Annotated in this window: 26 protein-coding genes; 11 read left to right on the top strand and 15 right to left on the bottom strand. The window is 63.2% G+C overall.

The features are described 5' to 3' along the window. Positions 1–26 precede the first annotated feature (26 nt). Positions 27–1,160 carry a septal ring lytic transglycosylase RlpA family protein gene (locus FAY22_RS15265; protein WP_146331005.1) on the top strand — a complete coding sequence of 378 codons (1,134 nt, stop codon included), beginning with the start codon at positions 27–29 and terminating at the stop codon, positions 1,158–1,160. 6 nt (positions 1,161–1,166) lie between these two features. On the opposite strand, the gene rsmI is transcribed toward FAY22_RS15265, so the two are convergent. Next, the gene (gene rsmI / locus FAY22_RS15260; RefSeq protein WP_146331004.1) at positions 1,167–2,096 is read right to left on the bottom strand and encodes a 16S rRNA (cytidine(1402)-2'-O)-methyltransferase; all 930 of its coding nucleotides are present in this window, start codon (positions 2,094–2,096) and stop codon (positions 1,167–1,169) included. Positions 2,097–2,108: 12 nt separating this feature from the next. Between rsmI and FAY22_RS15255 the strand changes: the two genes are divergently transcribed. The 7 genes from FAY22_RS15255 to FAY22_RS15225 all read left to right on the top strand — a co-directional run bounded on the left by FAY22_RS15255 (position 2,109) and on the right by FAY22_RS15225 (position 6,750). Then, positions 2,109–3,344, top strand: a complete 1,236-nt coding sequence (locus tag FAY22_RS15255; protein ID WP_146331003.1) for a penicillin-binding protein activator — start codon at positions 2,109–2,111, stop codon at positions 3,342–3,344. Beyond that, on the top strand, positions 3,344–3,712 hold the full coding sequence (locus FAY22_RS15250) for a YraN family protein (protein WP_146331002.1): 369 nt from the start codon (positions 3,344–3,346) through the stop codon (positions 3,710–3,712). Before FAY22_RS15255 ends, FAY22_RS15250 begins: the two co-directional genes overlap by 1 nt. Before the next feature lie 135 nt (positions 3,713–3,847). Then, a complete protein-coding gene (locus FAY22_RS15245) occupies positions 3,848–4,444 on the top strand; it encodes a phosphoheptose isomerase (protein WP_146331001.1) in 597 nt (198 codons plus the stop codon). Beyond that, positions 4,437–5,075 (top strand): BON domain-containing protein, encoded by a 639-nt coding sequence (locus tag FAY22_RS15240; RefSeq protein WP_146331000.1) that lies wholly within the window; start codon positions 4,437–4,439, stop codon positions 5,073–5,075. The genes FAY22_RS15245 and FAY22_RS15240 overlap by 8 nt, the downstream gene beginning before the upstream one ends. A gap of 70 nt (positions 5,076–5,145) precedes the next feature. Continuing rightward, positions 5,146–5,709 (top strand): LemA family protein, encoded by a 564-nt coding sequence (locus tag FAY22_RS15235; RefSeq protein ID WP_168204849.1) that lies wholly within the window; start codon positions 5,146–5,148, stop codon positions 5,707–5,709. Between the two features lie 19 nt (positions 5,710–5,728). Further along, positions 5,729–6,166 carry a DsrE family protein gene (locus tag FAY22_RS15230; protein WP_146330998.1) on the top strand — a complete coding sequence of 146 codons (438 nt, stop codon included), beginning with the start codon at positions 5,729–5,731 and terminating at the stop codon, positions 6,164–6,166. Positions 6,167–6,225: 59 nt separating this feature from the next. Continuing rightward, positions 6,226–6,750 carry a TlpA disulfide reductase family protein gene (locus tag FAY22_RS15225; protein WP_146330997.1) on the top strand — a complete coding sequence of 175 codons (525 nt, stop codon included), beginning with the start codon at positions 6,226–6,228 and terminating at the stop codon, positions 6,748–6,750. A gap of 266 nt (positions 6,751–7,016) precedes the next feature. Here the strand turns inward: FAY22_RS15225 and FAY22_RS15220 are convergent, their stop codons facing one another. The 3 genes from FAY22_RS15220 to lipB all read right to left on the bottom strand — a co-directional run bounded on the left by FAY22_RS15220 (position 7,017) and on the right by lipB (position 9,763). Further along, complete coding sequence (locus tag FAY22_RS15220; protein ID WP_146330996.1) at positions 7,017–7,667, bottom strand: phosphatase PAP2 family protein; 651 nt, start codon at positions 7,665–7,667, stop codon at positions 7,017–7,019. A gap of 380 nt (positions 7,668–8,047) precedes the next feature. Further along, entirely contained in the window at positions 8,048–9,031 is a 984-nt protein-coding gene (gene lipA / locus FAY22_RS15215) for a lipoyl synthase (protein WP_146333469.1), read from the bottom strand. Between the two features lie 96 nt (positions 9,032–9,127). Then, positions 9,128–9,763: a lipoyl(octanoyl) transferase LipB gene (gene lipB, locus FAY22_RS15210; RefSeq protein ID WP_146330995.1), complete on the bottom strand. Its 636-nt coding sequence runs from the start codon at positions 9,761–9,763 to the stop codon at positions 9,128–9,130. Between the two features lie 373 nt (positions 9,764–10,136). On the opposite strand from lipB, the gene FAY22_RS15205 reads away from it, so the two are divergent. Next, a complete protein-coding gene (locus tag FAY22_RS15205; protein WP_146330994.1) occupies positions 10,137–11,285 on the top strand; it encodes a branched-chain amino acid ABC transporter substrate-binding protein in 1,149 nt (382 codons plus the stop codon). A gap of 178 nt (positions 11,286–11,463) precedes the next feature. Next, on the top strand, positions 11,464–12,483 hold the full coding sequence (locus FAY22_RS15200; RefSeq protein ID WP_210411833.1) for an asparaginase domain-containing protein: 1,020 nt from the start codon (positions 11,464–11,466) through the stop codon (positions 12,481–12,483). Positions 12,484–12,562: 79 nt separating this feature from the next. On the opposite strand, the gene FAY22_RS15195 is transcribed toward FAY22_RS15200, so the two are convergent. The 4 genes from FAY22_RS15195 to FAY22_RS15180 all read right to left on the bottom strand — a co-directional run bounded on the left by FAY22_RS15195 (position 12,563) and on the right by FAY22_RS15180 (position 15,523). Next, entirely contained in the window at positions 12,563–12,937 is a 375-nt protein-coding gene (locus tag FAY22_RS15195) for a DUF779 domain-containing protein (RefSeq protein WP_146330993.1), read from the bottom strand. 67 nt (positions 12,938–13,004) lie between these two features. Then, positions 13,005–14,525, bottom strand: a complete 1,521-nt coding sequence (adh, locus tag FAY22_RS15190; RefSeq protein WP_146330992.1) for an aldehyde dehydrogenase — start codon at positions 14,523–14,525, stop codon at positions 13,005–13,007. Positions 14,526–14,826: 301 nt separating this feature from the next. Then, positions 14,827–15,141 carry a cupin gene (locus tag FAY22_RS15185; RefSeq protein WP_146330991.1) on the bottom strand — a complete coding sequence of 105 codons (315 nt, stop codon included), beginning with the start codon at positions 15,139–15,141 and terminating at the stop codon, positions 14,827–14,829. A 31-nt stretch (positions 15,142–15,172) separates the two neighbouring features. After that, positions 15,173–15,523, bottom strand: a complete 351-nt coding sequence (locus FAY22_RS15180; RefSeq protein WP_168204848.1) for a DUF2917 domain-containing protein — start codon at positions 15,521–15,523, stop codon at positions 15,173–15,175. Positions 15,524–15,671: 148 nt separating this feature from the next. On the opposite strand from FAY22_RS15180, the gene gcvA reads away from it, so the two are divergent. Beyond that, on the top strand, positions 15,672–16,568 hold the full coding sequence (gene gcvA, locus FAY22_RS15175) for a transcriptional regulator GcvA (protein ID WP_146330989.1): 897 nt from the start codon (positions 15,672–15,674) through the stop codon (positions 16,566–16,568). Between the two features lie 9 nt (positions 16,569–16,577). Here gcvA and FAY22_RS15170 read toward each other — a convergent pair whose 3' ends face one another. The 7 genes from FAY22_RS15170 to FAY22_RS15140 form a co-directional block, all read right to left on the bottom strand. Then, positions 16,578–16,847 (bottom strand): DUF493 family protein, encoded by a 270-nt coding sequence (locus FAY22_RS15170; protein WP_146330988.1) that lies wholly within the window; start codon positions 16,845–16,847, stop codon positions 16,578–16,580. A 105-nt stretch (positions 16,848–16,952) separates the two neighbouring features. Then, positions 16,953–17,810: a D-amino acid aminotransferase gene (locus FAY22_RS15165; protein WP_146330987.1), complete on the bottom strand. Its 858-nt coding sequence runs from the start codon at positions 17,808–17,810 to the stop codon at positions 16,953–16,955. Positions 17,811–17,956: 146 nt separating this feature from the next. Continuing rightward, a complete protein-coding gene (locus tag FAY22_RS15160; RefSeq protein ID WP_146330986.1) occupies positions 17,957–19,102 on the bottom strand; it encodes a D-alanyl-D-alanine carboxypeptidase family protein in 1,146 nt (381 codons plus the stop codon). Between the two features lie 139 nt (positions 19,103–19,241). Further along, positions 19,242–19,865 carry an alpha/beta hydrolase gene (locus FAY22_RS15155; RefSeq protein ID WP_146330985.1) on the bottom strand — a complete coding sequence of 208 codons (624 nt, stop codon included), beginning with the start codon at positions 19,863–19,865 and terminating at the stop codon, positions 19,242–19,244. A gap of 2 nt (positions 19,866–19,867) precedes the next feature. Then, positions 19,868–20,185: a ferredoxin gene (locus FAY22_RS15150; protein WP_146330984.1), complete on the bottom strand. Its 318-nt coding sequence runs from the start codon at positions 20,183–20,185 to the stop codon at positions 19,868–19,870. 40 nt (positions 20,186–20,225) lie between these two features. Then, positions 20,226–21,380 carry a VanZ family protein gene (locus FAY22_RS15145; protein WP_146330983.1) on the bottom strand — a complete coding sequence of 385 codons (1,155 nt, stop codon included), beginning with the start codon at positions 21,378–21,380 and terminating at the stop codon, positions 20,226–20,228. A gap of 18 nt (positions 21,381–21,398) precedes the next feature. After that, positions 21,399–22,034 (bottom strand): ABC-type transport auxiliary lipoprotein family protein, encoded by a 636-nt coding sequence (locus FAY22_RS15140; protein ID WP_146330982.1) that lies wholly within the window; start codon positions 22,032–22,034, stop codon positions 21,399–21,401. Positions 22,035–22,042 lie beyond the last annotated feature (8 nt).

Genomic DNA, 22,042 nt, shown 5'->3' with positions numbered 1-22,042 from the left:
AACGATAAACAAGAAAGGGGAGCGCGATGTCCTTGCGTAAGTACTACGACCGCTACCGATGTCAGGTCCTGCTTGCATGCGCACTTGCACCCGCCCTGGCCTTGGTCGGCTGCGGCAGCGTGCCGCATTCTTCCTCCCAGGCCGGTGCCGTGCCTTCCTCTTCCCGGCCGTCTTCCGCATCCAGGTCGTCGTCCGCCGCGCCTGTCCTGCCGCGCGCCGGCTCGGGCCGGGGCGGCTACTACCAGGACGACGGACCGGGCGATGCGCCGCCCGAGGGACTGATGGACGTTCCCGACGCGGAACCGAAGATCGAACCGTATCTCCCCCGCAGCAACCGGCCTTATGTCGTGTTCGGCAAGACGTATACGCCGATGACCGACGAGCGCCCGTTCAAGCAGCGCGGCGTCGGCAGCTGGTATGGCAAGAAGTTCCATGGGCAGAAGACTTCGTCGGGCGAGCCGTACGACATGTACAAGATGACCGCCGCCCATCCGACGCTGCCGATTCCGTCGTATGCGCGGGTCACCAATGTCGCCACTGGCAAGCAGGTGATCGTGCGGATTAATGACCGCGGGCCTTTCCATTCCGGGCGCATCATCGACCTTTCCTATACCGCGGCGCTCAAGCTCGGCTATCTCGGCAAGGGCAGCAGCGAACTCGAAGTCGAGCGCCTGCTGCCGGACGAGATTGCGCGCATTGCAGGCAGCCGCAAGGACCAGCATGCCCGCGCGGAGCAATCGTTGCCCACGCCGGATGTGCTGGCAGCTGCGGCGGCGGTTGAATCGGCGCAGCGCGCTGAATCCGCCGGGGAGGTTTCGCAGGCGGCAAGGCAGGACGGCATCATCCCCGTAGCGGCGCAACCCGAGGCGCCGCATGCCGGCATGCCCATCGTGGCTGCCGCGCCGCCGGCCTCTCCCGCCATTGCAGCGCCCGGCTTTTACCTGCAGCTTGGCAGCTTTACGCAGCCCGACAACGCGCAAGCGGCGCGCAGCCGCCTGACCCAGGATGCGGGCGGCAGCCTGCCGCCAATCGAAGTCGTGGAATACGGTCTGTTTTACAGGCTCTACAGCGGCCCGTTTGCCACCCGCTCGGAAGCAGCGACCGCCGCGCAGCAGCTGCAGGATAAGGGCAGCTTCAAGCCGCTGGTCGTGCAGCGCTAAGCGCCTTTACTCGGCTTCGGGCTCGGCCGCACCCTGCTGCTTGATGCGCAGCGCGCGCTCGTAGAGCGCGTTCTTCTTTTGCCCGGTGATTTGCGCCGCCAGCGACGCTGCCTGCTTGACAGGGCACTCGGCCAGCAGGATGGTCAGGATGCGATCGGCTTCCGTTTCGTCATCGTCGGCCGCCGCCGGCGCGCCTTCTACCAGCAGCACGAATTCCCCTTTTTGGCGGTTTGCGTCGGCCGCCAGCCAGGCCGGTGCATCAGCCAGCCGGCAGCGGTGGATTTCTTCGAACAGCTTGGTCAGCTCGCGCGCGAACACCACCTGGCGGGTCGCCTCGAACTGGCCGGCGAGGGCGGCGACGGTATCGACGATGCGATGCGGCGCTTCGTAAAGCACCAGGGTCGCCGCGACATGCCGCAATCCGGCAAGCGCCAGCTCGCGCTGCTTCGCCTTGGCGGGCAGGAATCCGACGAAATGGAAGCGGTCGTTGACCAGGCCGCCAGCCGAGAGCGCCGCCACGGCGGCCGATGCGCCCGGCAGCGGCATGACGCGCAACCCCGCGTCGAGCACCGCGTCGACGATGCGTGCGCCCGGATCGGACACGGCCGGAGTGCCGGCATCCGACACCAGCGCGACGCGCTGGCCGGCCTGCAGGCGCGCGATCAGCGCCTGCGCCGCTTCGCGCTCGTTGTGCTCGTGCGCCGCGAGCAATTCCTTGGCGATCCCGTAGCGCGCCAGCAGATGGCCGGTGTTGCGCGTGTCTTCGCAGGCGACGGCATCGGCGATCGCCAGCACATTGAGCGCCCGTAAGCTGATGTCGCCCGCATTTCCGATCGGCGTGGCCACCACATATAATGTCGACGCCGGATAAATTTGCCGCGATACCTCTTCCATGATCGGCAGGGTGGCTAGTGTGCTGGAGGTGGGCGATGTCATGAGGAGAGCGCGATGTGGAAGCGATGGGCGAATGTGATACTGCTGAGCAGTGCCTGCAGCGGATTGTGCCTGTCCGCGCTGGCAAACACAACCGCGCCCCTTGCCGCGCCGCCCGTAACCGCCCCCGTCATGCGCATGGCACAGAACGACCTGGCTCTGCCGCCGGCCGACGCCTTTCCCGCCAATGCCTCGCCCGCGGCCGCCGCCGCACGGGTCTCCCATATCTCCCGTATCGCCCTGCTGCTGCCATTGCATTCGGACACCCTGGCCGAGGCAGCGACGGCTGTGCGCGCCGGATTCATGGCCGCACATGAGCGCGAACCGGACGGCATCGAAATCAGCGTCGTGGAGACCGGCGATGCGCCGCAGGACATCCTGGCCGGCTATGCCGCGGCCGCTGCGCAAGTCGATATTGTCGTCGGCCCGTTGTCGCGCACGGGTGTTGCCGCCGTCGCGCAAAGCCATGCTTCCGACAAGCCGACCATTGCCCTCACGCCTCCCGACAGCCAGGATGGCGAGGAAGTCGCATTGCCTCCGCAAATGGTGGTAATGGGCCTGTCGATCGAGAACGAGGCACGCCAGGCCGCAACCTGGGCCGGCGCCAGCGGGACATGGGGCAAGGCTTACGTGCTTCATACGCCCGCCGCCTGGCAGCGACGCGCGGCCCGGGCGTTCGAGACGCAATGGCGGCAATTGGGCCGGGAGCCGGAAATGCTCGAGATAGCCGCCAACGACGGCTTTTTGAACGGGCGCGCCCTGCTGCAGCTCAAGAAGCAGATCCAGGGAGACAAATCGGTCATGGTGTTCGCGGCTCTCGACGCGCGTCAGGCGCGGCAGGTGCGCGCGATCCTCGGCAACGATATCGCGCTGTACGGCACGTCGCAGCTGAACCCGTTCGTGCGAGCCGACGCGAATGATCCCGCGCGCAGCGTCGAGATGAACGGCGCCCGACTGCTGGACATTCCCTGGCTGTTACAGCCGGATCATCCCGCGGTCATGGTTTATCCGCGCCACGTCGTCGATGCTGACCAAAAGCCCAGCGCCGATCTGGAACGGCTGTATGCGCTCGGCATCGATGCTTACCGCGTCGCGCACGAAATCGCTTCCCAGAACCGTGACTTCCAGATCGACGGCGTCACCGGCAAGCTGAAAGTGCATTTCGACAAGACGAACGTGCAGTTCGAACGCATCGCCCAGCCCGCCGTCTATCACGATGGCCTGGTGGTGTCGGAAGACGGCGCGCGATAATGGGCTTGTTCGGCACCGGCACGCGCACCGCCAAGCAGGTGGAAGGGCAGGCGGCCGAAGACGCCGCGCTGGCTTATCTGCAGCAGCAGGGATTGAAGCTGTTGCAGCGCAATTTCCGCTGCAAGGGGGGCGAGATCGACCTGATTTTGCAGCAGCAGGACACCCTGGTGTTCGTCGAGGTGCGGAAAAGGGCCGATGCGCGTTTTGGCGGTGCCGCCGCCAGCATTACCGCAAGCAAGCAGGCGCGCCTGATCCTGGCCGCGCAGGTTTTCCTGCAACGCTACCGTGTACCGCCTTCCTGCCGTTTCGACGTCGTCGCCTTCGAGGGCACGCACTTAAGCTGGATAAAAAACGCCATTGAAGCGTAATCAAAAGCAACTTTCTTTGGGCACTTAATTTCCTCGGCGCAGTCCAACACCGGCTATCATTTCCAAATTGAAATAAATGGATTTTGGTAGACCGGCGGGAAGTCGCTTCCTACCTGCACTATAATCGCGATCACTATGACAAACCAACGCATTCAGGCGCACTTCCAGGAAAGTGCCGAATTAAAGATCAAGGCTGCCGCCGTTCTCGCCCAGCCGATTTCGCAAGCTGTGGAACTTATGTTCACGGCTTTGTCTAATGGCAACAAGATACTTGCTTGTGGGAATGGTGGTTCGGCAGCCGACTGCCAGCATTTTGCCGCCGAGCTGGTGGGACGCTTCGAACGCGAACGCCTGCCGCTGCCGGCGCTGGCGCTCACGACCGATACCTCGATCCTGACGGCGGTCGGCAACGATTACCACTTCAACGATATTTTCACCAAGCAGGTGCAGGCATTCGGGCAGCCTGGCGACGTACTGCTGGCGCTGTCAACTTCCGGCAACTCGGCCAACGTGCTGGCTGCCGTGGACGCGGCGCTGGAGCGCGACATGCGGGTGGTGGCGCTGACCGGCAAAGGCGGTGGCGCCATCGGCAAGCGCCTCACCGATGCGGACGTGCATATCTGCGTGCCGCACGATCGCACCGCACGCATCCAGGAAGTGCACCTGCTGACGATTCATTGCTTGTGCGACGGTATCGACGTTGCATTATTTGGGGAGGATGCAAATGATTAACTGGACGCGTGTGACACGTCCTTTGGCGGCCGTGCTGTTGTGCGGCGCTGTCACTGTCAGCCTGCAGGGCTGTATCGAAATGGCTGTCGGCAGCGCCGTCATGGGCACGCTGGCGGCGACCGACCGCCGCACCTTCGGCGCGCAGACCGAGGACAAGGCGATCCTGCTCAAGGGCGAGCGGCGCATCGCCAATCTCGTCGGCGAAGACGGGCATGTCAACATCACCAGCTTCAACCGCAAGGTTCTTCTGACCGGCGAAGTGCGCGACGAAGCGACAAAGGCAGCGGTCGAGCGTGAAGTCAACGCTATCGAAGGCGTGGAATCGATCACCAACGACCTGGAAGTGATGGGCTCCTCCAGCTTCACGTCGCGCTCCAACGATTCGCTCATCACGGGCAGGGTCAAGGCGGCGTTCGTCGACACCAAGGACTTGTACGCGAACTCGATCAAGGTCGTCACCGAGCGCGGCACCGTGTATCTGATGGGCCGCGTCACCCCGCGCGAAGGGCGGCTGGCGGCGGAAGTGGCCAGCGGTATCGGTGGCGTGCACAAGGTCGTCAAGGTGTTCGAATACATTACGGAAGACGAGCTCAGGCAGATGACCGCGCAGCCGGAAAACCAGAAGAAGTGAGCTTTTCCTGATCTGGCATGGGCCGCCGGGCGATCTGCCCCGCGGCTTTTTTTATTCGAGGCGAACGATGATGTCTTTCGTGATCCTGGTTGCGCTGCTGATCGTTTTCTGGGCGGTGGGCGCCTACCAGCGACTGCTGCGGCAGCGCAAGCAGTGCCGGACGGCGTTTTCCCAGGTCGACGCGCTGGCGCTGCATCGCCATGAATTGATGCCGGCGCTCGTCAGGGTCTGCCGGGAGCGGATGCCTCAGCAGGTCGACGCGCTCGATGCGTTACTTGCGGCGGACAAGGCAATCCTCGCCGCATACGCGCATGCCGGCCGCCATGCGCTCGATGCCGCCGCCATCGCTCCCCTGAACGAAGCGGAAGCTGCGCTGGAAACGGCGCTGGGTGCTGTGTTCGCGCTGGTACCGCATTCCGATTCGGCATCCAGCGAGGATCTTTCCAGGCTGATCGAGGAACTGGGCGCGGCGGAGAGCAGGATGGCATTCGCGCGCCAGGTCTACAATGAAGCTGCACGCCATTACAATGCCGCACGCGCGCAATTCCCCGGTTCGGTCGTCGCTGCCGTGTTCGCATTCACGCCGGTGGCTGCGCTGCCGGACGCCGGCATGCGTCAACCGGACCGCCTCTGAACAAGATCGAGAAATGACTATGCGACGCACTTTCCTGAAACACACTCTCGCAGCCCTGAGCCTGCTTGCGGCAGGCGCCATGGTACAGGCTGCGGCTGTCGAACCGGTTAAGGTGGTCTACCACCTCGTCGATGGTATCGACCAGGCTTCACGCGCGATGGCGAACATTCGCAACCATCTGCGCGCCGAACCGGACACGAAAATCGTGGTGGTGGCCAATGGCGACGGCATCCGCTTCCTGCTGTCCGGCGCAACAGAGCGCAACGGCCGGCCGTTCGACGCGGCGGTGGCTGCCCTAGCCGAGCAGGGCGTGGAATTCCGCGTCTGCCGCAATACCTTGAACGCGCACGACATCGCGCCGTCGCAGCTCCTGCCGCAGGCGAAACTGGTGCCCTCCGGCGTGGTCGAAGTTGCCAGGTTGCAGGCGCGCGAGGGCTACGTTTACCTGCGGCCCTAGCCGGCGTCATGAACTGACTATAATGAGGGTTATCCCCAACATCACTAGGCCAAGGCATCATGCAAGCTGAAACTACCAATTCCCGTCAACGCACCTGGATCAAGGCTGTGGCGGCCATTGCCGTGGTGGCTGTCGCGGCAGTCGGGTATCTGTCGATGTCGTCCCAAAAAGCGGCGCCGGACGTGACCTTCACCAGCCTGGGCGGCGAAAAAGTGCCGATGCAAAGCTTGCGCGGCAAGGTGGTCATGGTCAATTTCTGGGCCACCAGCTGCACGACTTGCGTGCATGAAATGCCGCAGATGGTGCAGACCTATAACAAGTACAAGGACAAGGGCCTGGATTTCGTTGCAGTCGCGATGAGCTACGATCCTCCCAATTACGTGCTTAACTACGCGCAGAGCCGCGGCCTGCCGTTCAAGGTCGCGCTCGACACGCAGGGTGAATTGGCTAAATCCTTCGGCGACGTGAAACTGACGCCGACCACCTACGTGATCGACAAGAACGGCAAGATCATCAAGCGCTATGTCGGCGAACCGGCCTTCGCCGAACTGCACCAGCTGCTGGAAAAGGCGCTGGCCGCCTAGAGGGTGTTATGAACTGGGGAAGGGGGCGCGCAGCCCCGGGAACCAGCCGAATGCAAGGCGCGGCGACACGTCGTAGCGGTGCTACGGCAAGGAGCCGCAACACCGCAGGCGGCTGGTTTCCGGGGCTGCCCAGAGGGTTCGAGCGAGAAGGGACGCATTGCGGCGTTGCGGCGCTTGCGCAGGGGGCCACCCTGAGCGTCGCGCCGCGCCTAGCACTGCATCCCTTCTCGCTCGAACGCGCCCCCTTCCCCAGTTCATAACACCCTCTAGGAACGCGAAGACAGCTCCGTCCGGCCCGGCCCCTGCGCATCGCGGGCGCCGGTGCGCATGAACGGCTTGTCGTGCCCCGAGAAAAACAGCGAGACGCCGGTCAGCCACTGCTGCGTCGGCGCCGGATGAAGATAGGGGGCGGGAAGCAGCGCCAGCATGCTCAGGGCGATGCGCAACGGATTGAACACGTGCCTGCGCAGCGATTCGGCTGCAATCCAGATGAAAGCCATGCTCACTGCCGCGCCCAGTGCCGTGCCGGCGACCACTTCCGATACCGAATGCGCATGCAGCGTCAGGCGTGACAGCCCGATGAGCACGGCGCCCGCGAAGCCGGCCAGCACGCCTGCGGCGCGCAGCGCCGGGGCCGTCTTTTGCAGCATCAGGTAAAACAGCACCGGGATGACGGCGGTCGCCCGCATCGCATGGCCGCTAAAGCCGGTGAAGTCGAGCGCGCGAACGCCGATGCCCCAGCCGATGAACGCCATTTTCGTCACGACGACGATGCCCAATCCCGCCGTAAAGAGCCCGCTCCACCAGAGCGCCAGGCGCCGCTCGCCCTCGATGTAGAGCCATGCCGCGATGGCAAATGCGACGAGCATCGTGATGGTGACATCGCCAAACTGCGTGATATGTGTCCATGAAATCATACGTCTCGCTTTAGCAACCGGAGCAGAAATATTGTCGTCGACAGGTCCGACCGGCCATTACGCGGTCGGTTCCCGTTTTTGGGGCGCCGTAACATCTGGTAAATAATTCGGGAAATGAAGGTCCGCCCCCGGCGTGAGGACCGGTTCGGGAAAGGAGGCTTGTCGTCGTCATCGAGCAGAAACAAGCGATATAGCGAGATCGGCCGTTGACACAAGAACCGAAAAACCATTTGGCGCCACGACGCGCAAGGCGTGGGGCCGGCATCGATTATTTTTACGGCTTCACGCGGCCTGCCGTTTAGTTTTTATCAAGCCGCATCGTCGTTCGCTGCGGCAGGTCTGCGCGAAGCGGCCGGGAAAACCGCTTCGCTCGGGCCGGATCAGGCCACGCCGGCGCCATGCGCCTGCATGTCGGCGTGGTACGAGCTGCGCACCATGGCGCCGACGGCGGCGTGCGCAAAGCCCATCTTGTACGCTTCGTCCTCGAACATTCTGAACGTGTCCGGATGCACGTAGCGGCGCACCGGCAAATGGTCGCCCGACGGCATCAGGTACTGCCCGATGGTGAGCATGGTGACGCCGTGCTCGCGCAGGTCGCGCATCACCTGCAGGATTTCCTCGTCGGTCTCGCCCAGGCCGACCATCAGTCCCGACTTGGTCGCGACTTCCGGATGGAGTTCCTTGAAGCGCTTGAGCAGGCTCAGGGAAAATGCGTAATCGGCGCCCGGACGCGCTTCCTTGTACAGACGCGGCACGGTTTCCAGGTTATGGTTCATCACGTCCGGCGGCGCTTCCTTCAGCACTTCGAGCGCGCGCTCCATGCGGCCGCGGAAGTCCGGGGTGAGGATTTCGATGCGGGTGTTGGGCGACTGCTCGCGCACCCGCCGGATGCAGTCGGCGAAATGCCCGGCGCCGCCGTCGCGCAGGTCGTCGCGGTCGACCGAGGTGATCACCACGTAATTGAGCTTCATGGCGGCGATGGTTTTCGCCAGCTTGGCCGGCTCTTCCGGATCGAGCGGGTCGGGACGGCCGTGGCCGACGTCGCAAAACGGGCAGCGCCGGGTGCACTTGTCGCCCATGATCATGAAGGTGGCGGTGCCCTTGCCGAAGCATTCGCCGATGTTCGGGCAGCTCGCTTCCTCGCACACCGTGACCAGCTTGTTGGTGCGCAGGATATCCTTGATTTCGTAGAAGCGGGTCGACGGCGAGCCTGCCTTCACGCGAATCCAGTCGGGCTTTGCGAGCTTCTCGGCCGGCACGATCTTGATCGGGATGCGCGCCGTCTTGCCGGCGCCTTTCTGCTTCTCGTTCGGGTTGTAGTCGGCGGGGGCGGAAGAGGGCAGGGGCTTGCTGTCGGTCGTCATGGTCGCTTCGTCAGTGTTCATTCCGGCGCGGGCCGAATCCGGCGGCTTGCGCGTCGACGCTGTTCTCGGATGGATATCGGAGCGGCAGGGAATGCTTCAGGTCGTCAGTAAATCGGTCAGGTTGTGAGCGAGCGCCAGCTGCACGTCGCGCAAGGGCGCTTGCACGCCGACGGTTTGCATGTCCACCGTCGCCATGCCTTCGTAGCCGCAGGGGTTGATCCACGAGAACGGCGCCAGGTCCATCGCGACGTTGAGCGACACGCCGTGATAGGTGCAGCCGTTGCCGCGCACCTTCAGTCCGAGGGCGGCGATTTTTGCGCCTTTCCAGCGGCCGTCGCACATGTAAATTCCCGGCGCGCCGGGCTTGCGCTCACCGTCGAGATTATACGCGTGCAAGGTATTTATGACCGACTGTTCGATTTTATTCACGAATTCGCGCGCGAACAGGCGTGCGCCCGGGCGGCGGCGCAGATCCATGAGCAAATAGATAACGACCTGGCCCGGGCCATGGTAGGTGACTTCACCGCCGCGGTCGGTCTGGATCACCGGGATGTCGTGCGCATTGAGCACGTGCGACGGATCGGCGCCCAGGCCGAGCGTGAATACCGGCGGATGTTCGACGATCCACAGTTCGTCCGGCGTTTCGGATGTGCGCGCGTCGGTGAAGGCGCGCATGGCGGCAAAGCTCGTTTCATACGGCTCGAAGCCGCGGTCGATGATGGTCGGTGTCATTAGCGCAGTATAGTCCGGAACACCCGGCGCTACAGCGGAATCGCTTTTGACTGGGTTTATCCCGACAGTTGCGGTCCAGTTTGCCGGCTTTCATGCCAATTCAGGGAGCGCCAAAAATGACAATAACAATCGCCATCGAATGCGCCCGACGGCCAGGGCCAGGCTAATGGCATGCCGCTTCCCCAGGCGACGATTGCGATTAATCAAAACGTCTTCAAGCATTTGCGCCAGTTCTCGCCGGACAGGTTGAAAATCAGTGCGGCCGGGAGGCATCCCTTGCTCAAATGCCGGCGCTATTTCGACGCGCCCGCGCAGTTTGCTGATTGGGTAAATTCCTGCAGTACCTTCTTGTCCAACCCTAGGAGATAAGCATATGCAGTTCAAGACAAAAATGATTCCGTTGGCTGGCGCTATCGCCTTTGCATTCGCGGGCGCTGCATCGGCACAGGAGCAAGTCGTCAAGATCGGCCACGTCGGCCCGATCTCGGGTGCCATTGCCCACCTGGGCAAGGATAATGAAAACGGCGCGCGCATGGCGATTGACGAACTGAACGCCAAGGGCGTGACCATCGGCGGCAAGAAGGTCAAGTTCGAACTGCTGGCGGAGGACGACGGAGCAGACCCGAAACAAGCCACCTCGGCCGCCCAAAAGCTGGTCGACGCCCATGTCAACGGCGTCATCGGCCACCTCAATTCCGGCACCACCATCCCGGCTTCCAAGATTTACCACGATGCCGGCATCCCGCAGATTTCCCCGTCCGCGACCAACCCGAAATACACCCAGCAAGGCTTCAACACCACCTTCCGCGTGGTGGCCAACGACGGCCAGCTGGGCGGCACGCTGGGCCGCTATGCGGCTGACCAGATGAAGGCCAAGAAGGTGGCCGTGATCGACGACCGTACCGCTTATGGCCAGGGCGTGGCCGAGGAATTCATCAAGGGCGCCAAGGCCAAGGGCGTGCAAGTGGTGGCGCAGCAGTACACTAATGACAAGGCGACAGACTTCAACGCCATCCTCACCTCGATCAAGGCCAAGAATCCGGACGTCGTGTTCTTCGGCGGCATGGATGCCGTGGCCGGTCCGATGCTGCGCCAGATGAAGGCGCTGGGCATGAACGCCAAGTTCATGGGCGGCGACGGCATCTGCACCGAGGGCCTGGTCAACCTGGCCGGCGACGCCATCGGCGAACCGGGCAAGATCGTGTGTGCCGAAGCCGGCGGCGTGGAAGAGGCGCAGAAGAAGGGCATGGACGAGTTCCGCGCCGCGTACAAGAAGAAGTTCGGCATCGACGTCCAGCTCTACGCACCGTACGTCTACGACGCGGTGATGGTGATGGTCGAGGCGATGAAAAAGGCCAATTCGGCCGAGCCGGCGAAATACCTGCCCGAACTGCACAAGATCAGCTACAAGGGCGTGACCGGCAATATCGCCTTCGACGCCAAGGGCGATATCAAGAACGGCACCCTGACGCTGTACACCTACAAGGGTGGCAAGCGCGAACAGATCGCCGTGGTGAAGTAACACGAACGGCGACGACGGGCGGTCGGAGACGGGCCGCCCGCGAAGGCCGAATTGTCCATCCTGTGCCGGCTGGCTGGCCGGGTGCTTTCATCCGGCGCGGCGGACCGTGGCATACTTTTGCGCTTTCGGCTCGGCACGCCGGAAGACGGCGCGACCGTCGAACCGGCAGGATGGAATAATGACGATGAAACAAAAGCATATCGGCCTGATTTACACCGGCGGCACCGTCGGTATGGAAAAAACCGCGCGGGGCTATGCGCCGATGCGCGATTTCGCCGCGGCGCTGTCCCGCCTGCTGGACGGCGGGAGCGGCGCCGTGCCGCGCTACACGCTGCACCAGTACGCCGAACCGATCGACAGCAGCAATGCCACACCCTGCGACTGGCAGCGGATCGGACGCGATATCGCCGCGCGCTATCACGAGTATGACGGCTTTGTCGTCCTGCACGGCACCGACACCATGGCCTATACCGCGGCGGCGCTGTCCTACATGCTGCAAGGCGTGCGTAAACCCGTCATCGTCACCGGTTCGCAGATTCCCTTGAGCGTGGCGCGCTCGGATGCGCCGCACAACCTGATCACGTCGCTGCAGCTGGCCGCCTCGGAGGCGATCCACGAAGTCGCGCTGTATTTCAACCAGCGCCTGCTGCGCGGCAATCGCGCTACCAAGGTGAGCGCCGAACGTCTCGACGCATTCGACAGCCCCAACTACCTGTGGCTGGGCGAGGCAGGCATCGAGGTGCGGCTTAATCATGCCGCCTTGCTGCCCGACCCAGGCCAGGAGCGATTCGAACTGCCGGAGTACGAAAACCGTACCGTGTTGCCGATGCGCTTCGTGCCTGGCTTGCCGCTGCGGGCGGTGCAGGCATTGCTGGACCTGAAGCCGGACGCCGTGGTGCTGCAATGCTACGGCGCGGGCAATGTGCCGGACCGCGATGCGGCGCTGCTCGACATACTTGCGCGCGCCGACGCGGCGGGGACGGTGCTGGCTGCCTGCAGCCAGTCGCCGCACGGCAGGGTGACGATCGGCGCCTATGCGGCCGGCGCGGGCATGATCGATGCCGGCGTGATCGGCGCGGGAGACATGACGTTCGAGGCAGCCTTCGTCAAGCTGCACCACCTGCTCGCGCGCGGCTTGCCGGCGGCAGAGGTGAAAACGGAATTCCTGCGCGATCTGTGCGGAGAGCGGAGCGCCTGACACGACATTGTCCCAGTTCGGGACAATTCAATCGGCACCACGCGCCAGGGTGGGCGGCCGCGGGAGGGGCTTGCCCGTTCTATCGGGCTTGCAGCAGCGCGTCATTTTCTTCGTCGGTGAACAGCCTGGAGCGCGTCAGGAAGCGCTTCCCGGTACCGTTATCGAGCGAAAACATGCCGCCGTTTCCGGCGACCACGTCGATGATGAGCTGTGTGTGCTTCCAGTATTCGAACTGGTCGGCGCCCATGTAGAACGGCACGCCGTATACGTTGCCGAGGAAAACGTCGCTCGCACTGATGTTGAAATCACCTGCCGCGTAGCACAGAGGCGCGCTGCCGTCGCAACATCCGCCCGACTGGAAAAACATTAGTTCACCATGCTTTTCCCGCAACGCCGCAATGAATTCCCGGGCGGCTTCGGTTGCCACCACACGCTGAACCACCGGTTGTGCCATGTTCGTTCTCCACGCAGAAAAAACAGGCGTGCCCTGCTTGTGGCAAGGCACGCCGCCTGATGAACGCTTAGAAGAAGCCGAGCGCTTTCGGGCTGTAGCTCACCAGCAGATTCTTGGTTTGCTGGTAATGTTCAAGCATCATCTTGTGGGTTTCGCGTCCGATGCCAGACTGCTTGTAGCCGCCGAATGCCGCGTGCGCCGGATACAGGTGGTAGCAGTTGGTCCACACGCGGCCGGCCTGGATGCTGCGGCCCATGCGGAAGGCGCGCGAGCCGTCGCGGGTCCAAACGCCCGCGCCCAGACCGTACAGCGTGTCGTTGGCGATCGCCAGCGCGTCCGCTTCATCCTTGAAGGTGGTGACCGACACCACCGGCCCGAAGATCTCTTCCTGGAAGATGCGCATCTTGTTGTTGCCGGCGAAGATGGTCGGCTTCACGTAATAGCCGCCGGCCAAGTCGCCCGACAGGAGGTTCTGCTCGCCGCCGATCAGCACCTTCGCACCTTCCTGGCGGCCGATGTCCAGGTAGGACAGGATCTTTTCCATCTGCTCTTGCGAAGCCTGGGCGCCGATCATGGTGGTGCTGTCGAGCGGATTGCCCTGCTTGATGGCAGCGACACGTTTTACTGCGCGTTCCATGAACTTGTCGTAGATCGATTCCTGCACCAGCACGCGCGACGGGCAGGTACAGACTTCGCCCTGGTTCAGGGCGAACATCGCGAAGCCTTCCAGGCACTTGTCGAAGAATTCGTCGTCCGCATCCAGCACGTCTTCGAAGAAGATGTTGGGCGATTTTCCGCCCAGTTCCAGCGTCACCGGGATAATGTTTTGCGCGGCGTATTGCATGATCAGGCGGCCGGTGCCGGTTTCGCCGGTGAATGCGATCTTGGCGATGCGCTTGCTGGAGGCCAGCGGCTTGCCGGCTTCCAGGCCGAAGCCGTTGACGATGTTCAGCACGCCGGGCGGCAGCAGATCGGCGATCAGCTCGGCCAGCACCATGATCGAGGCCGGGGTCTGCTCGGCCGGCTTCAGCACCACGCAGTTGCCTGCGGCCAGCGCCGGCGCCAGCTTCCACACAGCCATCAGGATCGGGAAATTCCACGGAATGATCTGGCCGACCACGCCGAGCGGCTCATGGAAATGATAGGCATAGGTATCGGCGTCGATCGGCGCGACGCTGCCTTCCTGGGCGCGGATGCAGCCGGCGAAGTAGCGGAAGTGGTCGATCGCCAGCGGGATGTCGGCGGCCATCGTTTCGCGGATCGGCTTGCCGTTGTCGATCGTTTCGGCGGTCGCCAGCAATTCCAGGTTGGCTTCCATGCGGTCGGCGATCTTGTTGAGCACGCGGGCGCGGTCGGCCGGGGATGTCTTGCCCCAGGCAGCCTTTGCGGCATGGGCCGCGTCGAGCGCCAGTTCGATGTCTTCGGCGGTGGAGCGTGCGATCTCGCAGAAGGGCTGGCCGATCACCGGGCTGATGTTCTGGAAGTACTGGCCACCGGTCGGCGCCACGAATTTGCCGCCGATGAAGTTGTCATAGCGTTGCTTGAACGGATTCTTGATGCCGAGTTTGCTGATGTCTGCAAGATTCATGTCTTCCTCCAAAATGGTGTGGGGCAGGCTATTGGCGTATATGTCTCGCGGTATGGTGCCGCGAGTACGTGATACATAGGGCAAGCGCTGTGCCAGACAGTCTTGGGCGGCGGTGTATGCAGCGCAAAGCGTGGGCTGGCGCGCCTTTCGGGGCGGAGCGGGGAAGCGGAACGAAGGGGGAGGGGAATTTGCCGGGCACGCGGGTAGCGGTGCGCATGTCCTATTTTTGAACAGTTCATGAAGGCACTGTTCAAATTCGCACCAGGTGGCGGACATTCCGGTATTTCGGAAGGAAGAAAAGCTAGACGCTGCCTTCCTTTTCTATGACGAGGATACGTGCTGCGCCGCGCGGGTGGGCGACGTGTTCGCAGCCGGCGCCGGCGAAAAACACATCGCCGGCCTGCAGTTGCGCGATTTTCTCGACCCCTGCCTCGCGGTAATGCATGTCGACCGCGCCATCCAGTACGGCGAACACTTCCTCGCCGTCATTGACATGCCACTGATACGGCGTATCGGTCCAGTGCAGGCGGGTGGTGACGCCGTTCATGCGGGCGATGTCGAGCGCTCCCCAGGGGCGCTCGGCGGTAAAGTCGCGGCTGCGGATAATTTTTTGCATGGGGCTGTTCGGGGCGTGGGTGGGGACAGTCTCAGCAGTTGCCGCTGCATGTGCCGTGCCGCTTGAAGGATGCGGTCGCCGTGCGGCGCGAGGCGAAGCGAGCGGCCAGCGGGCCGGCCAGCGTTTTCAGTGCGTCCGGCCAGCTTGCCGGCGACTCGACGTCGATGCGGCTTGCGGCGCTGTCCGCCTCGACCACGGTCAGCCTGCCGGGGAGCGTCGTGAATGTGTCGCCCGCCGACAGCCAGTAATCGTGCGGAATGCCCTCGACGGTAATCCAGAGGCGGCCTTGCCGCAAACGCAGTGTCTGCACACGCCCGGCGATCCCGGAAACAACCTGGCCGGGCAAAACCGTGAGCGATTGTTTTGTGAAAAGGCTTCTCATGGTCATGGACTCCTGAAATGGCGGGCGGGGCGCCGCTGCAGGCTCGCGGAAACGGATCAACCCTGCCTTGTGAACTCATTCTAGTGCTTGTGCCGGTGTTATCTAAACGATATATTTTCGACTCTCTTGTTAATTTTGCTCACATGACATGGCTGACCTGCGACGCCTGCCCAATCTGGCCGCCTTGCGCGCATTCGAGGCGGCGGCGCGCCACGGGAATTTCTCGCGCGCGGCCGAGGAAATCCATGTCACCCACGGCGCGATCAGCCACCAGGTGCGCGCGCTGGAGGCCGACTTGGGCGTGGCGCTGTTTGCGCGGCACGGCAAGCGCATCGCCATCACGCCGGAAGGCGAGCGATTCGCAGCGACGCTGCGCCGCGCGCTGGGCGATATCGCAGCCGAGGCCGACGCGCTCAGGGAGGGGGGCAAGCAGCAGCGGTTGACCATCACCGCGCTGCCGTCCTTTGCGGGACGCTGGCTGGCGCCGCGCCTGGGACGGTTCATCGAGCAGCATCCCGAGCTGGAGGTGATGCTACAGTCGAGCAACCATCTCACCGACTTCGTGCGCGAAGCGGTCGACGTCGGCATCCGCTTCGGAAAAGGCGGTTATGCAGGATTGGCCAGCGAGAAGCTGATGGATGATTACTATTATCCGGTGGCCAGTCCGCGCTTCAACGGCGGCAAGCTGCCGAAGTCGCCGGCCAGACTGGCGCGCGGCATGCTGCTGCGCTGCGAGGGCGAACCCTGGCCGCCCTGGTTTCAGGCTGCAGGGCTGGATTTGCCGGAGCCGACCGGGGGACTTGTGTTTCAGGATTCGTCGATGCTGGTGCGCGCGGCGGCCGAAGGGCACGGCATCGCGCTGGCGCGCCATGCGATCGCAATGACGGAACTGGCGTCGGGCGAACTGGTGCGGCTGTTCGACGTCGCAATCCGGTGCCCGCATTCCTACTATCTGGTCTGTCCGCCGGAGGCGCTGCAAAAGCCGCAGGTGCGGGCGTTTCGCCAATGGTTGTTCGACGAGGTGGCGAAACTCGGCCCGCCCTGAGTTACAGGATTACAGGACGACCTTCACCATCGGATGCGAGCTCAGCTCGCGGTACAGGTTGTCGAGCTGCTCGCGGCTGATGGCGCGCACGGTAACGGTCAGCGACAGATAGGTGCCCTTGGAAGAAGGGCGCATTTCCATCTTGCCGGCATGGAAGGTCGGATCGTGCCGCGTCACGACTTCGACCATCGTCTGGGCAAAGGCGTCCTGCATGATGCCCATGATCTTGATCGGGAAGTCGCTCGGATATTCGATAAGGGTGTCGGAGGTCTGCGTCATGATGTGCTCGCTGCGGCGGTTCGGAGGTAAGCAGGAACGGCCGTTCGAATGAGGTGCTCGATACGGATGGCGCAAGAGCGCCATTCGGTCGGAAAGATGTCTATTTTACGCCCTCTTGGCATCCTGGTAGGCCGCGTGGAGCAGCCGGAATACCGGGCCGGGCTTGCCATCGCCCACGGGCCGGCCGTCCAGCGTAACCACCGGCAGGACTTCTCTGCCGGCCGACGACAGCAGCACCTCGTCCGCTGAGAAGACTTCGCTGCGCGTAATCCGGCGCGCTTCGAAAGGGATGTTGCATGTGGCGCATAGTTCCGCGATCAAGCCGTAGCGGATGCCTTCCAGGATCAAGGCATCCGTCGGCGGCCCCATTAGTTTGCCATCCTTGACGACCCACACGTTCGAAGACGCGCCCTCGGTCAGGAAGCCGTCGCGGAACTGGATCGCCTCGGCCGCGCCTTGCTCGGCTGCCTGCTGCGCGGCCAGCACGTTGCCGAGCAGGGAGATCGACTTGATGTCGCAGCGCAGCCAGCGCTGGTCTTCCATGGTGACGCAGGCGATGCCGTTGTCACACATTTCGGCCGACGGCGGCGTGAAGTCGTTGGTCATGATGAAGACGGTCGGCGCGACATCCTTCGGGAAGGCATGCGCCCGCCGCGCCACGCCGCGCGTGACCTGCATGTAGACCAGCTGGTTGTCGGCTGCAAATCCGGCGGCGTAGGCATCGGTCACGCGCGCGATCAATGCCATCCATTCCTGTTCGCTGTACGGATTGGCGATGCCGACCGCCGCCAGACTGCGGAACAGGCGCGCCATGTGCTGCCGGACGCGAAACAGCCGGCCGGCGTACATCGGAATCACTTCATAGACGCCGTCGCCGAAAATGAAGCCGCGGTCGAGCACCGGGATCTTCGCTTCGGACAGGGAAGTGAAGGCACCGTTGAGGTAGACGAGAGGATCTTGCATGTCGATTGAAGGCAGGCGGCGCTTCGTGCTCGAACGCCAAAATGTGAAACGCGGCGGGCATGGCGAGAAGAAGCGTCGCTTCCGTTGTTCGCCATGTCCGCCGCGTTCGTTGGGGCTGGACGGGCAGGACTGCCCGCGCCGGCCGGTTATTTCATCATCAGGCGCACCGAGTCCCAGGCGCGGCCGAAGATGCTGGCCTGGTTCACTTGCTCCAGCGCGACGACCGGCAACTCGCTTTGCTGCTTGCCGTCGACCATCACCTTCAGCGTACCGACCTTGCTGTTCTGGTTGACCGGCGCGATCAGCGGGTCCTTGCGTTCCAGCACCGGCTTCATCTTGTCGGCAATGCCCTTCGGCACGGTCACATAGACATCATGCGTAAAGCCGATCTTCACCGTGTTTTGCGAGCCTTTCCAGACTTGCGGCGTTTGGACCGCCTGGCCCTTCGCATACAGCTTGACGGTGTCGAAATTCTGGAAGCCCCAGTTCAACAGTTTCTGGCTTTCCTGCGTGCGCACCTGGTCGGATGGCGTGCCGATGACGACCGAGATCAGGCGGCGGTCGCTGTTGCCGCTCGGGCGATGCGCAGTCGAGATCAGGCAGTAGCCGGCGCTGGAAGTGTGGCCGGTTTTCAGGCCGTCGACCGTCGGATCCAGCCACAGCAGGCGGTTGCGGTTCTGCTGCTTGATGTTGTTATAGGTGTATTCCTTGATCGAGTAGATCTTGTAGTCTTCCGGGTGGTCGTAGACCACGTGCGTCGCCAGCGTCGCCAGGTCGCGTGCCGTCGAATAATTGCCGGGATCGGGCAGGCCGTGCGCATTGACGAAGTGGGTCGACTTCATGCCCATGCGCTCGGCTTCGCGGTTCATCAGGGCGGCGAACGCATCCTCGGTGCCGGCCACCGCTTCGGCCAGCGCCACGGCCGAGTCGTTGCCGGACTGGATGATCAGGCCGTACAGCAGGTCGTTGACCTTCACCGGCGTGGCCGGATCGATAAACATTTTCGAGCTGCTCTTGTCGACTTTCCAAGCGCGCACCGAGACGTTCACCATCTGGTTGGCGTCGAGGCGCTTTTCCTTGATCGCGGCCGATGCGAGGTAGGCCGTCATCAGCTTGGCCAGCGAAGCCGGCTCGATGCGCATGTCGGGTTCGTGCGAGGCCAGCACCTGGCCGCTGGTGGCGTCGAGCAGCAGCCACGACTTGGCGTCGATGGTGGGCGCAGGAACGGATTGCGCGAAGGCGCAGGACAACGAGAGGGCTGAGGCGGCAAGCGCCGCAAATAATTTTTTCATGAATATAACAAATGAAAGTCCGCTCGGAGTCCGGCGGATGACGCGAAGAAACAAGCTCGAAATTATAGCGCTGCTGCTTGCGCCGGTTTAAAAACCAGCCGTTGATTGCAGTCAATTGCAACGGTTTTTGAACCGGCGGTCAGCGGTGCCACATTTCGACCACGAAATTCTTTATATGTTGCAACTTGCGGTGAAAAAAATGATCGGCGCCCGGGATGACGATGACCGGCAAGTCTTGCGGGCGTGCCCAGTCGAGCACATCTGACAATGGAATCGTCTCGTCGTGTTCGCCATGGATCAGGATAGTGTTGGCGGGAACGTCCGGGATGACCCACTTGCCGGCGGCGGTACCGACCAGGACCAGGCGTTCGGCCGGCGCGCCTTGCTCGGCCAGACGTTGTTGCAGTTGCGCCTGAACCACAGTGCCAAAAGAGAAACCGGACAGCGCGACCGGCAAGCCGGGATATTGCTGCTGCATATGCGCCAGCAAAAGCGCCATGTCGTCGGTTTCGCCGCGGCCGGCATCGTGTTCGCCTTCGGACTTGCCGACACCGCGGAAATTCATGCGCACGGCGGCATAGCCGAGCGCGACGAAGGCGCGCGCCAGCGTCTGCGCCACCTTGTTGTCCATCGTGCCGCCATACAGCGGATGCGGGTGGGCTACAAGTGCGATGCCGCGCGGCGCGCCGTGCGGCAGGTCGAGCGCGCACTCCAGCGCGCCCGCCGCGCCGGCGAGGGAGAAGCGTTGGGTATGGGCGTTCATTGTCAGATTTTCAAGCGCTCGACGACTTTGCCACCGACCAGGTGTTCATCGATGATTTCGTCGATGTCGTGGTTGTCGACATAGGTGTACCAGGTGCCTTCCGGATAAACCACCAGCACCGGGCCTTCCTCGCAGCGGTCCAGGCAGCCGGCCTTGTTGATGCGGACCTTACCCTGGCCGTTCAGGTGCAATTCCTTGATGCGCTTTTTTGCATGCTCTTGCGCCGCCTGTGCGCCCTTGTCGGCGCAGCAGGGGCGTCCTTCCTCGCGCTGGTTGAGGCAGAAAAAGACGTGGTGCTGATAGTACTGCTGGTCGCTCATGATCGGTCGTGTTACCCAAAGGCGAGATGATACACCCGTGTCAGCTCCGCTTCAGGCGATGCGCCGGATGCAAAAGAAACCACAGCGCGAAAAATTGCCAGAACAGCGACAGGAAATGCGCGGCGCCGTTGAAATTCAGGAATTTCCCTTGTATCCAGGCCTGCAGCGTCGCGACGAAATAAGGATTGGTCGGTACCAGGTTGACCGCGATGAAGCTCGCCAACAGGCTGACCACCGCCAGCCGCCGCTGCATCGTATGCGGCGCGAAGATGAGGCCGGACGCCATCATCGCGCCGACCAGCAATCCGCCCTTGGCGCCGGGCGTGAGCCAGGCGAAGGCGTTTTCCGGCGCAAAGAACAAGCCGCTGGCCAAGACCTTGGCCGCCAGCGCCGCCGCCAGCAGGAGCAGCAGCAACACCGCGCGCGGCGCCTGCTTGCGCAGCAGGCAGGATGCGGTCAGCAGCGCGCCGGCCAGGCCGCAGGCGGTAATGATGGTTTCGGACAGCCAGTACTCCTGCACGCTGAATTCCATGTCACGCCGCAGCAGCGTGACCAGGTCGACCGGCGTTTCCAGCAGATGCGACAGCCATTCGGACAGCAGCGGCATGAACTGCCCATGCCCGAACAGATAGCTTTGCGGATAAATCTGCGCCAGCGGCCACAGCCCGATCACGATCAGGCCGCGTCCCGCGTCCTCCACGAACCAGCGCTGGCGCAGCCGCAGCAGGCGGCTTTGTTCAAGGAAGACGCGCCCCAGGCGCACGCCGGCAATCGCGCCGATGCAGGTTCCGGAAAGATTGGTGATGAAATCCAGGTTGGAAGACACCCGGTTGGGAAGATAGGTTTGCAGCGCTTCCATGCTCCCGGACAGCAGTGCGCCGCATGCGACGGCGAGCAGGGCCGCTGCCCAGCCCCGCAAGTGCGGATGCAGCGCAAAGACGACCAGCATGCCGAACGGCATGTAGCCGATGACATTCGTGATGACGTCGAACCCTGTCCAGTAATGCGGCAAAGGCTGCAGCAGGAAGGCCCAGAACGGCAAACCGATGTCGCGCCAGTTAGAGAACGGATACAGGCTGGCATAAACGATCAGGAAGCTGTACATCGCCAGCCCGACGCGCGCGAAGGTTGATACGTGCGGCGTGGCATCCGGTTCGGCGGCGGCCGTTTGCAGGCTTTCCTTGTTCAATGGCATGGTTCGGTCATGGTGCTGTCATGGCGCGCCTGCGGGACGCCCCATGGCGTCTCCCTGTCTTTGCGGCAACGCGGCCAGCCACCGCATTATGTCGGCAATCGCCATATCGCTAGCCGCTGCCAGCGCCCGTGCGCCGCCGCCGGCATCGGCGCTGGCGGCCGGCACCTGGCTGCTGAACGATTGTTGCGCCACCAGTACGCGTCCCCGGAACAGCGACGCGCGCAAGGTCACCCGGCCGACGCTTTTTCCGGGCACGTCGAAGACTTGCATGAAATCGTCAGCTTCGATGCGCAGCAACGGCATGTTGGCGGCCCCGTCGGAGGCCGGCAATACAACCCCGCCGGCCTGCGCGATGCGCGTCTTCACGCGCTGCGTGACCATCTGCGTCGGCGGCGTCATCCAGCGGCTTTGCGTATAAGCGCGCGGCTGCAGATCGCTCTGGTAATTCAGCCGGTAAAACATCAGCGGCCGGTCGAGCCAGCCGGGCGCCGTCACGTCCGCCACGCTTATCGCGGGCAAGGCCGGCGCGCCGGTCATCGGACGTGCCGGCCCGAGATCGTACAGCGTTGCCGATTCCGGTCTGGGCAGCGCGCAGCTGACGAGCAACATGCACATCGCACACAGCGCGGGAATCCTCTGGAGTGTTTTTTTCATCTGTTGTT

Origin of the sequence: Noviherbaspirillum sp. UKPF54, from assembly GCF_007874125.1 — a bacterium.
Lineage (GTDB): Bacteria > Pseudomonadota > Gammaproteobacteria > Burkholderiales > Burkholderiaceae_D > Noviherbaspirillum.
Note: the sequence above shows the minus strand (reverse complement) of the source record. Positions and strands in the feature narration are given on the sequence as shown.

Excerpts from the sequence above, each read along its gene's own strand:
- rsmI (WP_146331004.1), bottom strand. The coding sequence starts at position 2,096 with ATGACATCGCCCACCTCCAGCACACTAGCCACCCTGCCGATCATGGAA.
- FAY22_RS15145 (WP_146330983.1), bottom strand. The coding sequence starts at position 21,380 with ATGCCATTGAACAAGGAAAGCCTGCAAACGGCCGCCGCCGAACCGGAT.
- FAY22_RS15245 (WP_146331001.1), top strand. The coding sequence starts at position 3,848 with ATGACAAACCAACGCATTCAGGCGCACTTCCAGGAAAGTGCCGAATTA.
- lipB (WP_146330995.1), bottom strand. The coding sequence starts at position 9,763 with ATGACACCGACCATCATCGACCGCGGCTTCGAGCCGTATGAAACGAGC.
- FAY22_RS15180 (WP_168204848.1), bottom strand. The coding sequence starts at position 15,523 with ATGAGAAGCCTTTTCACAAAACAATCGCTCACGGTTTTGCCCGGCCAG.
- FAY22_RS15155 (WP_146330985.1), bottom strand. The coding sequence starts at position 19,865 with ATGAACGCCCATACCCAACGCTTCTCCCTCGCCGGCGCGGCGGGCGCG.
- FAY22_RS15220 (WP_146330996.1), bottom strand. The coding sequence starts at position 7,667 with ATGATTTCATGGACACATATCACGCAGTTTGGCGATGTCACCATCACG.
- FAY22_RS15265 (WP_146331005.1), top strand. The coding sequence starts at position 27 with ATGTCCTTGCGTAAGTACTACGACCGCTACCGATGTCAGGTCCTGCTT.
- FAY22_RS15165 (WP_146330987.1), bottom strand. The coding sequence starts at position 17,810 with ATGCAAGATCCTCTCGTCTACCTCAACGGTGCCTTCACTTCCCTGTCC.
- FAY22_RS15250 (WP_146331002.1), top strand. The coding sequence starts at position 3,344 with ATGGGCTTGTTCGGCACCGGCACGCGCACCGCCAAGCAGGTGGAAGGG.
- FAY22_RS15185 (WP_146330991.1), bottom strand. The coding sequence starts at position 15,141 with ATGCAAAAAATTATCCGCAGCCGCGACTTTACCGCCGAGCGCCCCTGG.
- lipA (WP_146333469.1), bottom strand. The coding sequence starts at position 9,031 with ATGACGACCGACAGCAAGCCCCTGCCCTCTTCCGCCCCCGCCGACTAC.
- FAY22_RS15240 (WP_146331000.1), top strand. The coding sequence starts at position 4,437 with ATGATTAACTGGACGCGTGTGACACGTCCTTTGGCGGCCGTGCTGTTG.
- FAY22_RS15235 (WP_168204849.1), top strand. The coding sequence starts at position 5,146 with ATGTCTTTCGTGATCCTGGTTGCGCTGCTGATCGTTTTCTGGGCGGTG.
- FAY22_RS15195 (WP_146330993.1), bottom strand. The coding sequence starts at position 12,937 with ATGGCACAACCGGTGGTTCAGCGTGTGGTGGCAACCGAAGCCGCCCGG.
- FAY22_RS15255 (WP_146331003.1), top strand. The coding sequence starts at position 2,109 with ATGTGGAAGCGATGGGCGAATGTGATACTGCTGAGCAGTGCCTGCAGC.
- FAY22_RS15170 (WP_146330988.1), bottom strand. The coding sequence starts at position 16,847 with ATGACGCAGACCTCCGACACCCTTATCGAATATCCGAGCGACTTCCCG.
- FAY22_RS15160 (WP_146330986.1), bottom strand. The coding sequence starts at position 19,102 with ATGAAAAAATTATTTGCGGCGCTTGCCGCCTCAGCCCTCTCGTTGTCC.
- FAY22_RS15140 (WP_146330982.1), bottom strand. The coding sequence starts at position 22,034 with ATGAAAAAAACACTCCAGAGGATTCCCGCGCTGTGTGCGATGTGCATG.
- FAY22_RS15225 (WP_146330997.1), top strand. The coding sequence starts at position 6,226 with ATGCAAGCTGAAACTACCAATTCCCGTCAACGCACCTGGATCAAGGCT.
- FAY22_RS15205 (WP_146330994.1), top strand. The coding sequence starts at position 10,137 with ATGCAGTTCAAGACAAAAATGATTCCGTTGGCTGGCGCTATCGCCTTT.
- FAY22_RS15150 (WP_146330984.1), bottom strand. The coding sequence starts at position 20,185 with ATGAGCGACCAGCAGTACTATCAGCACCACGTCTTTTTCTGCCTCAAC.
- FAY22_RS15200 (WP_210411833.1), top strand. The coding sequence starts at position 11,464 with ATGACGATGAAACAAAAGCATATCGGCCTGATTTACACCGGCGGCACC.
- FAY22_RS15230 (WP_146330998.1), top strand. The coding sequence starts at position 5,729 with ATGCGACGCACTTTCCTGAAACACACTCTCGCAGCCCTGAGCCTGCTT.
- adh (WP_146330992.1), bottom strand. The coding sequence starts at position 14,525 with ATGAATCTTGCAGACATCAGCAAACTCGGCATCAAGAATCCGTTCAAG.
- gcvA (WP_146330989.1), top strand. The coding sequence starts at position 15,672 with ATGGCTGACCTGCGACGCCTGCCCAATCTGGCCGCCTTGCGCGCATTC.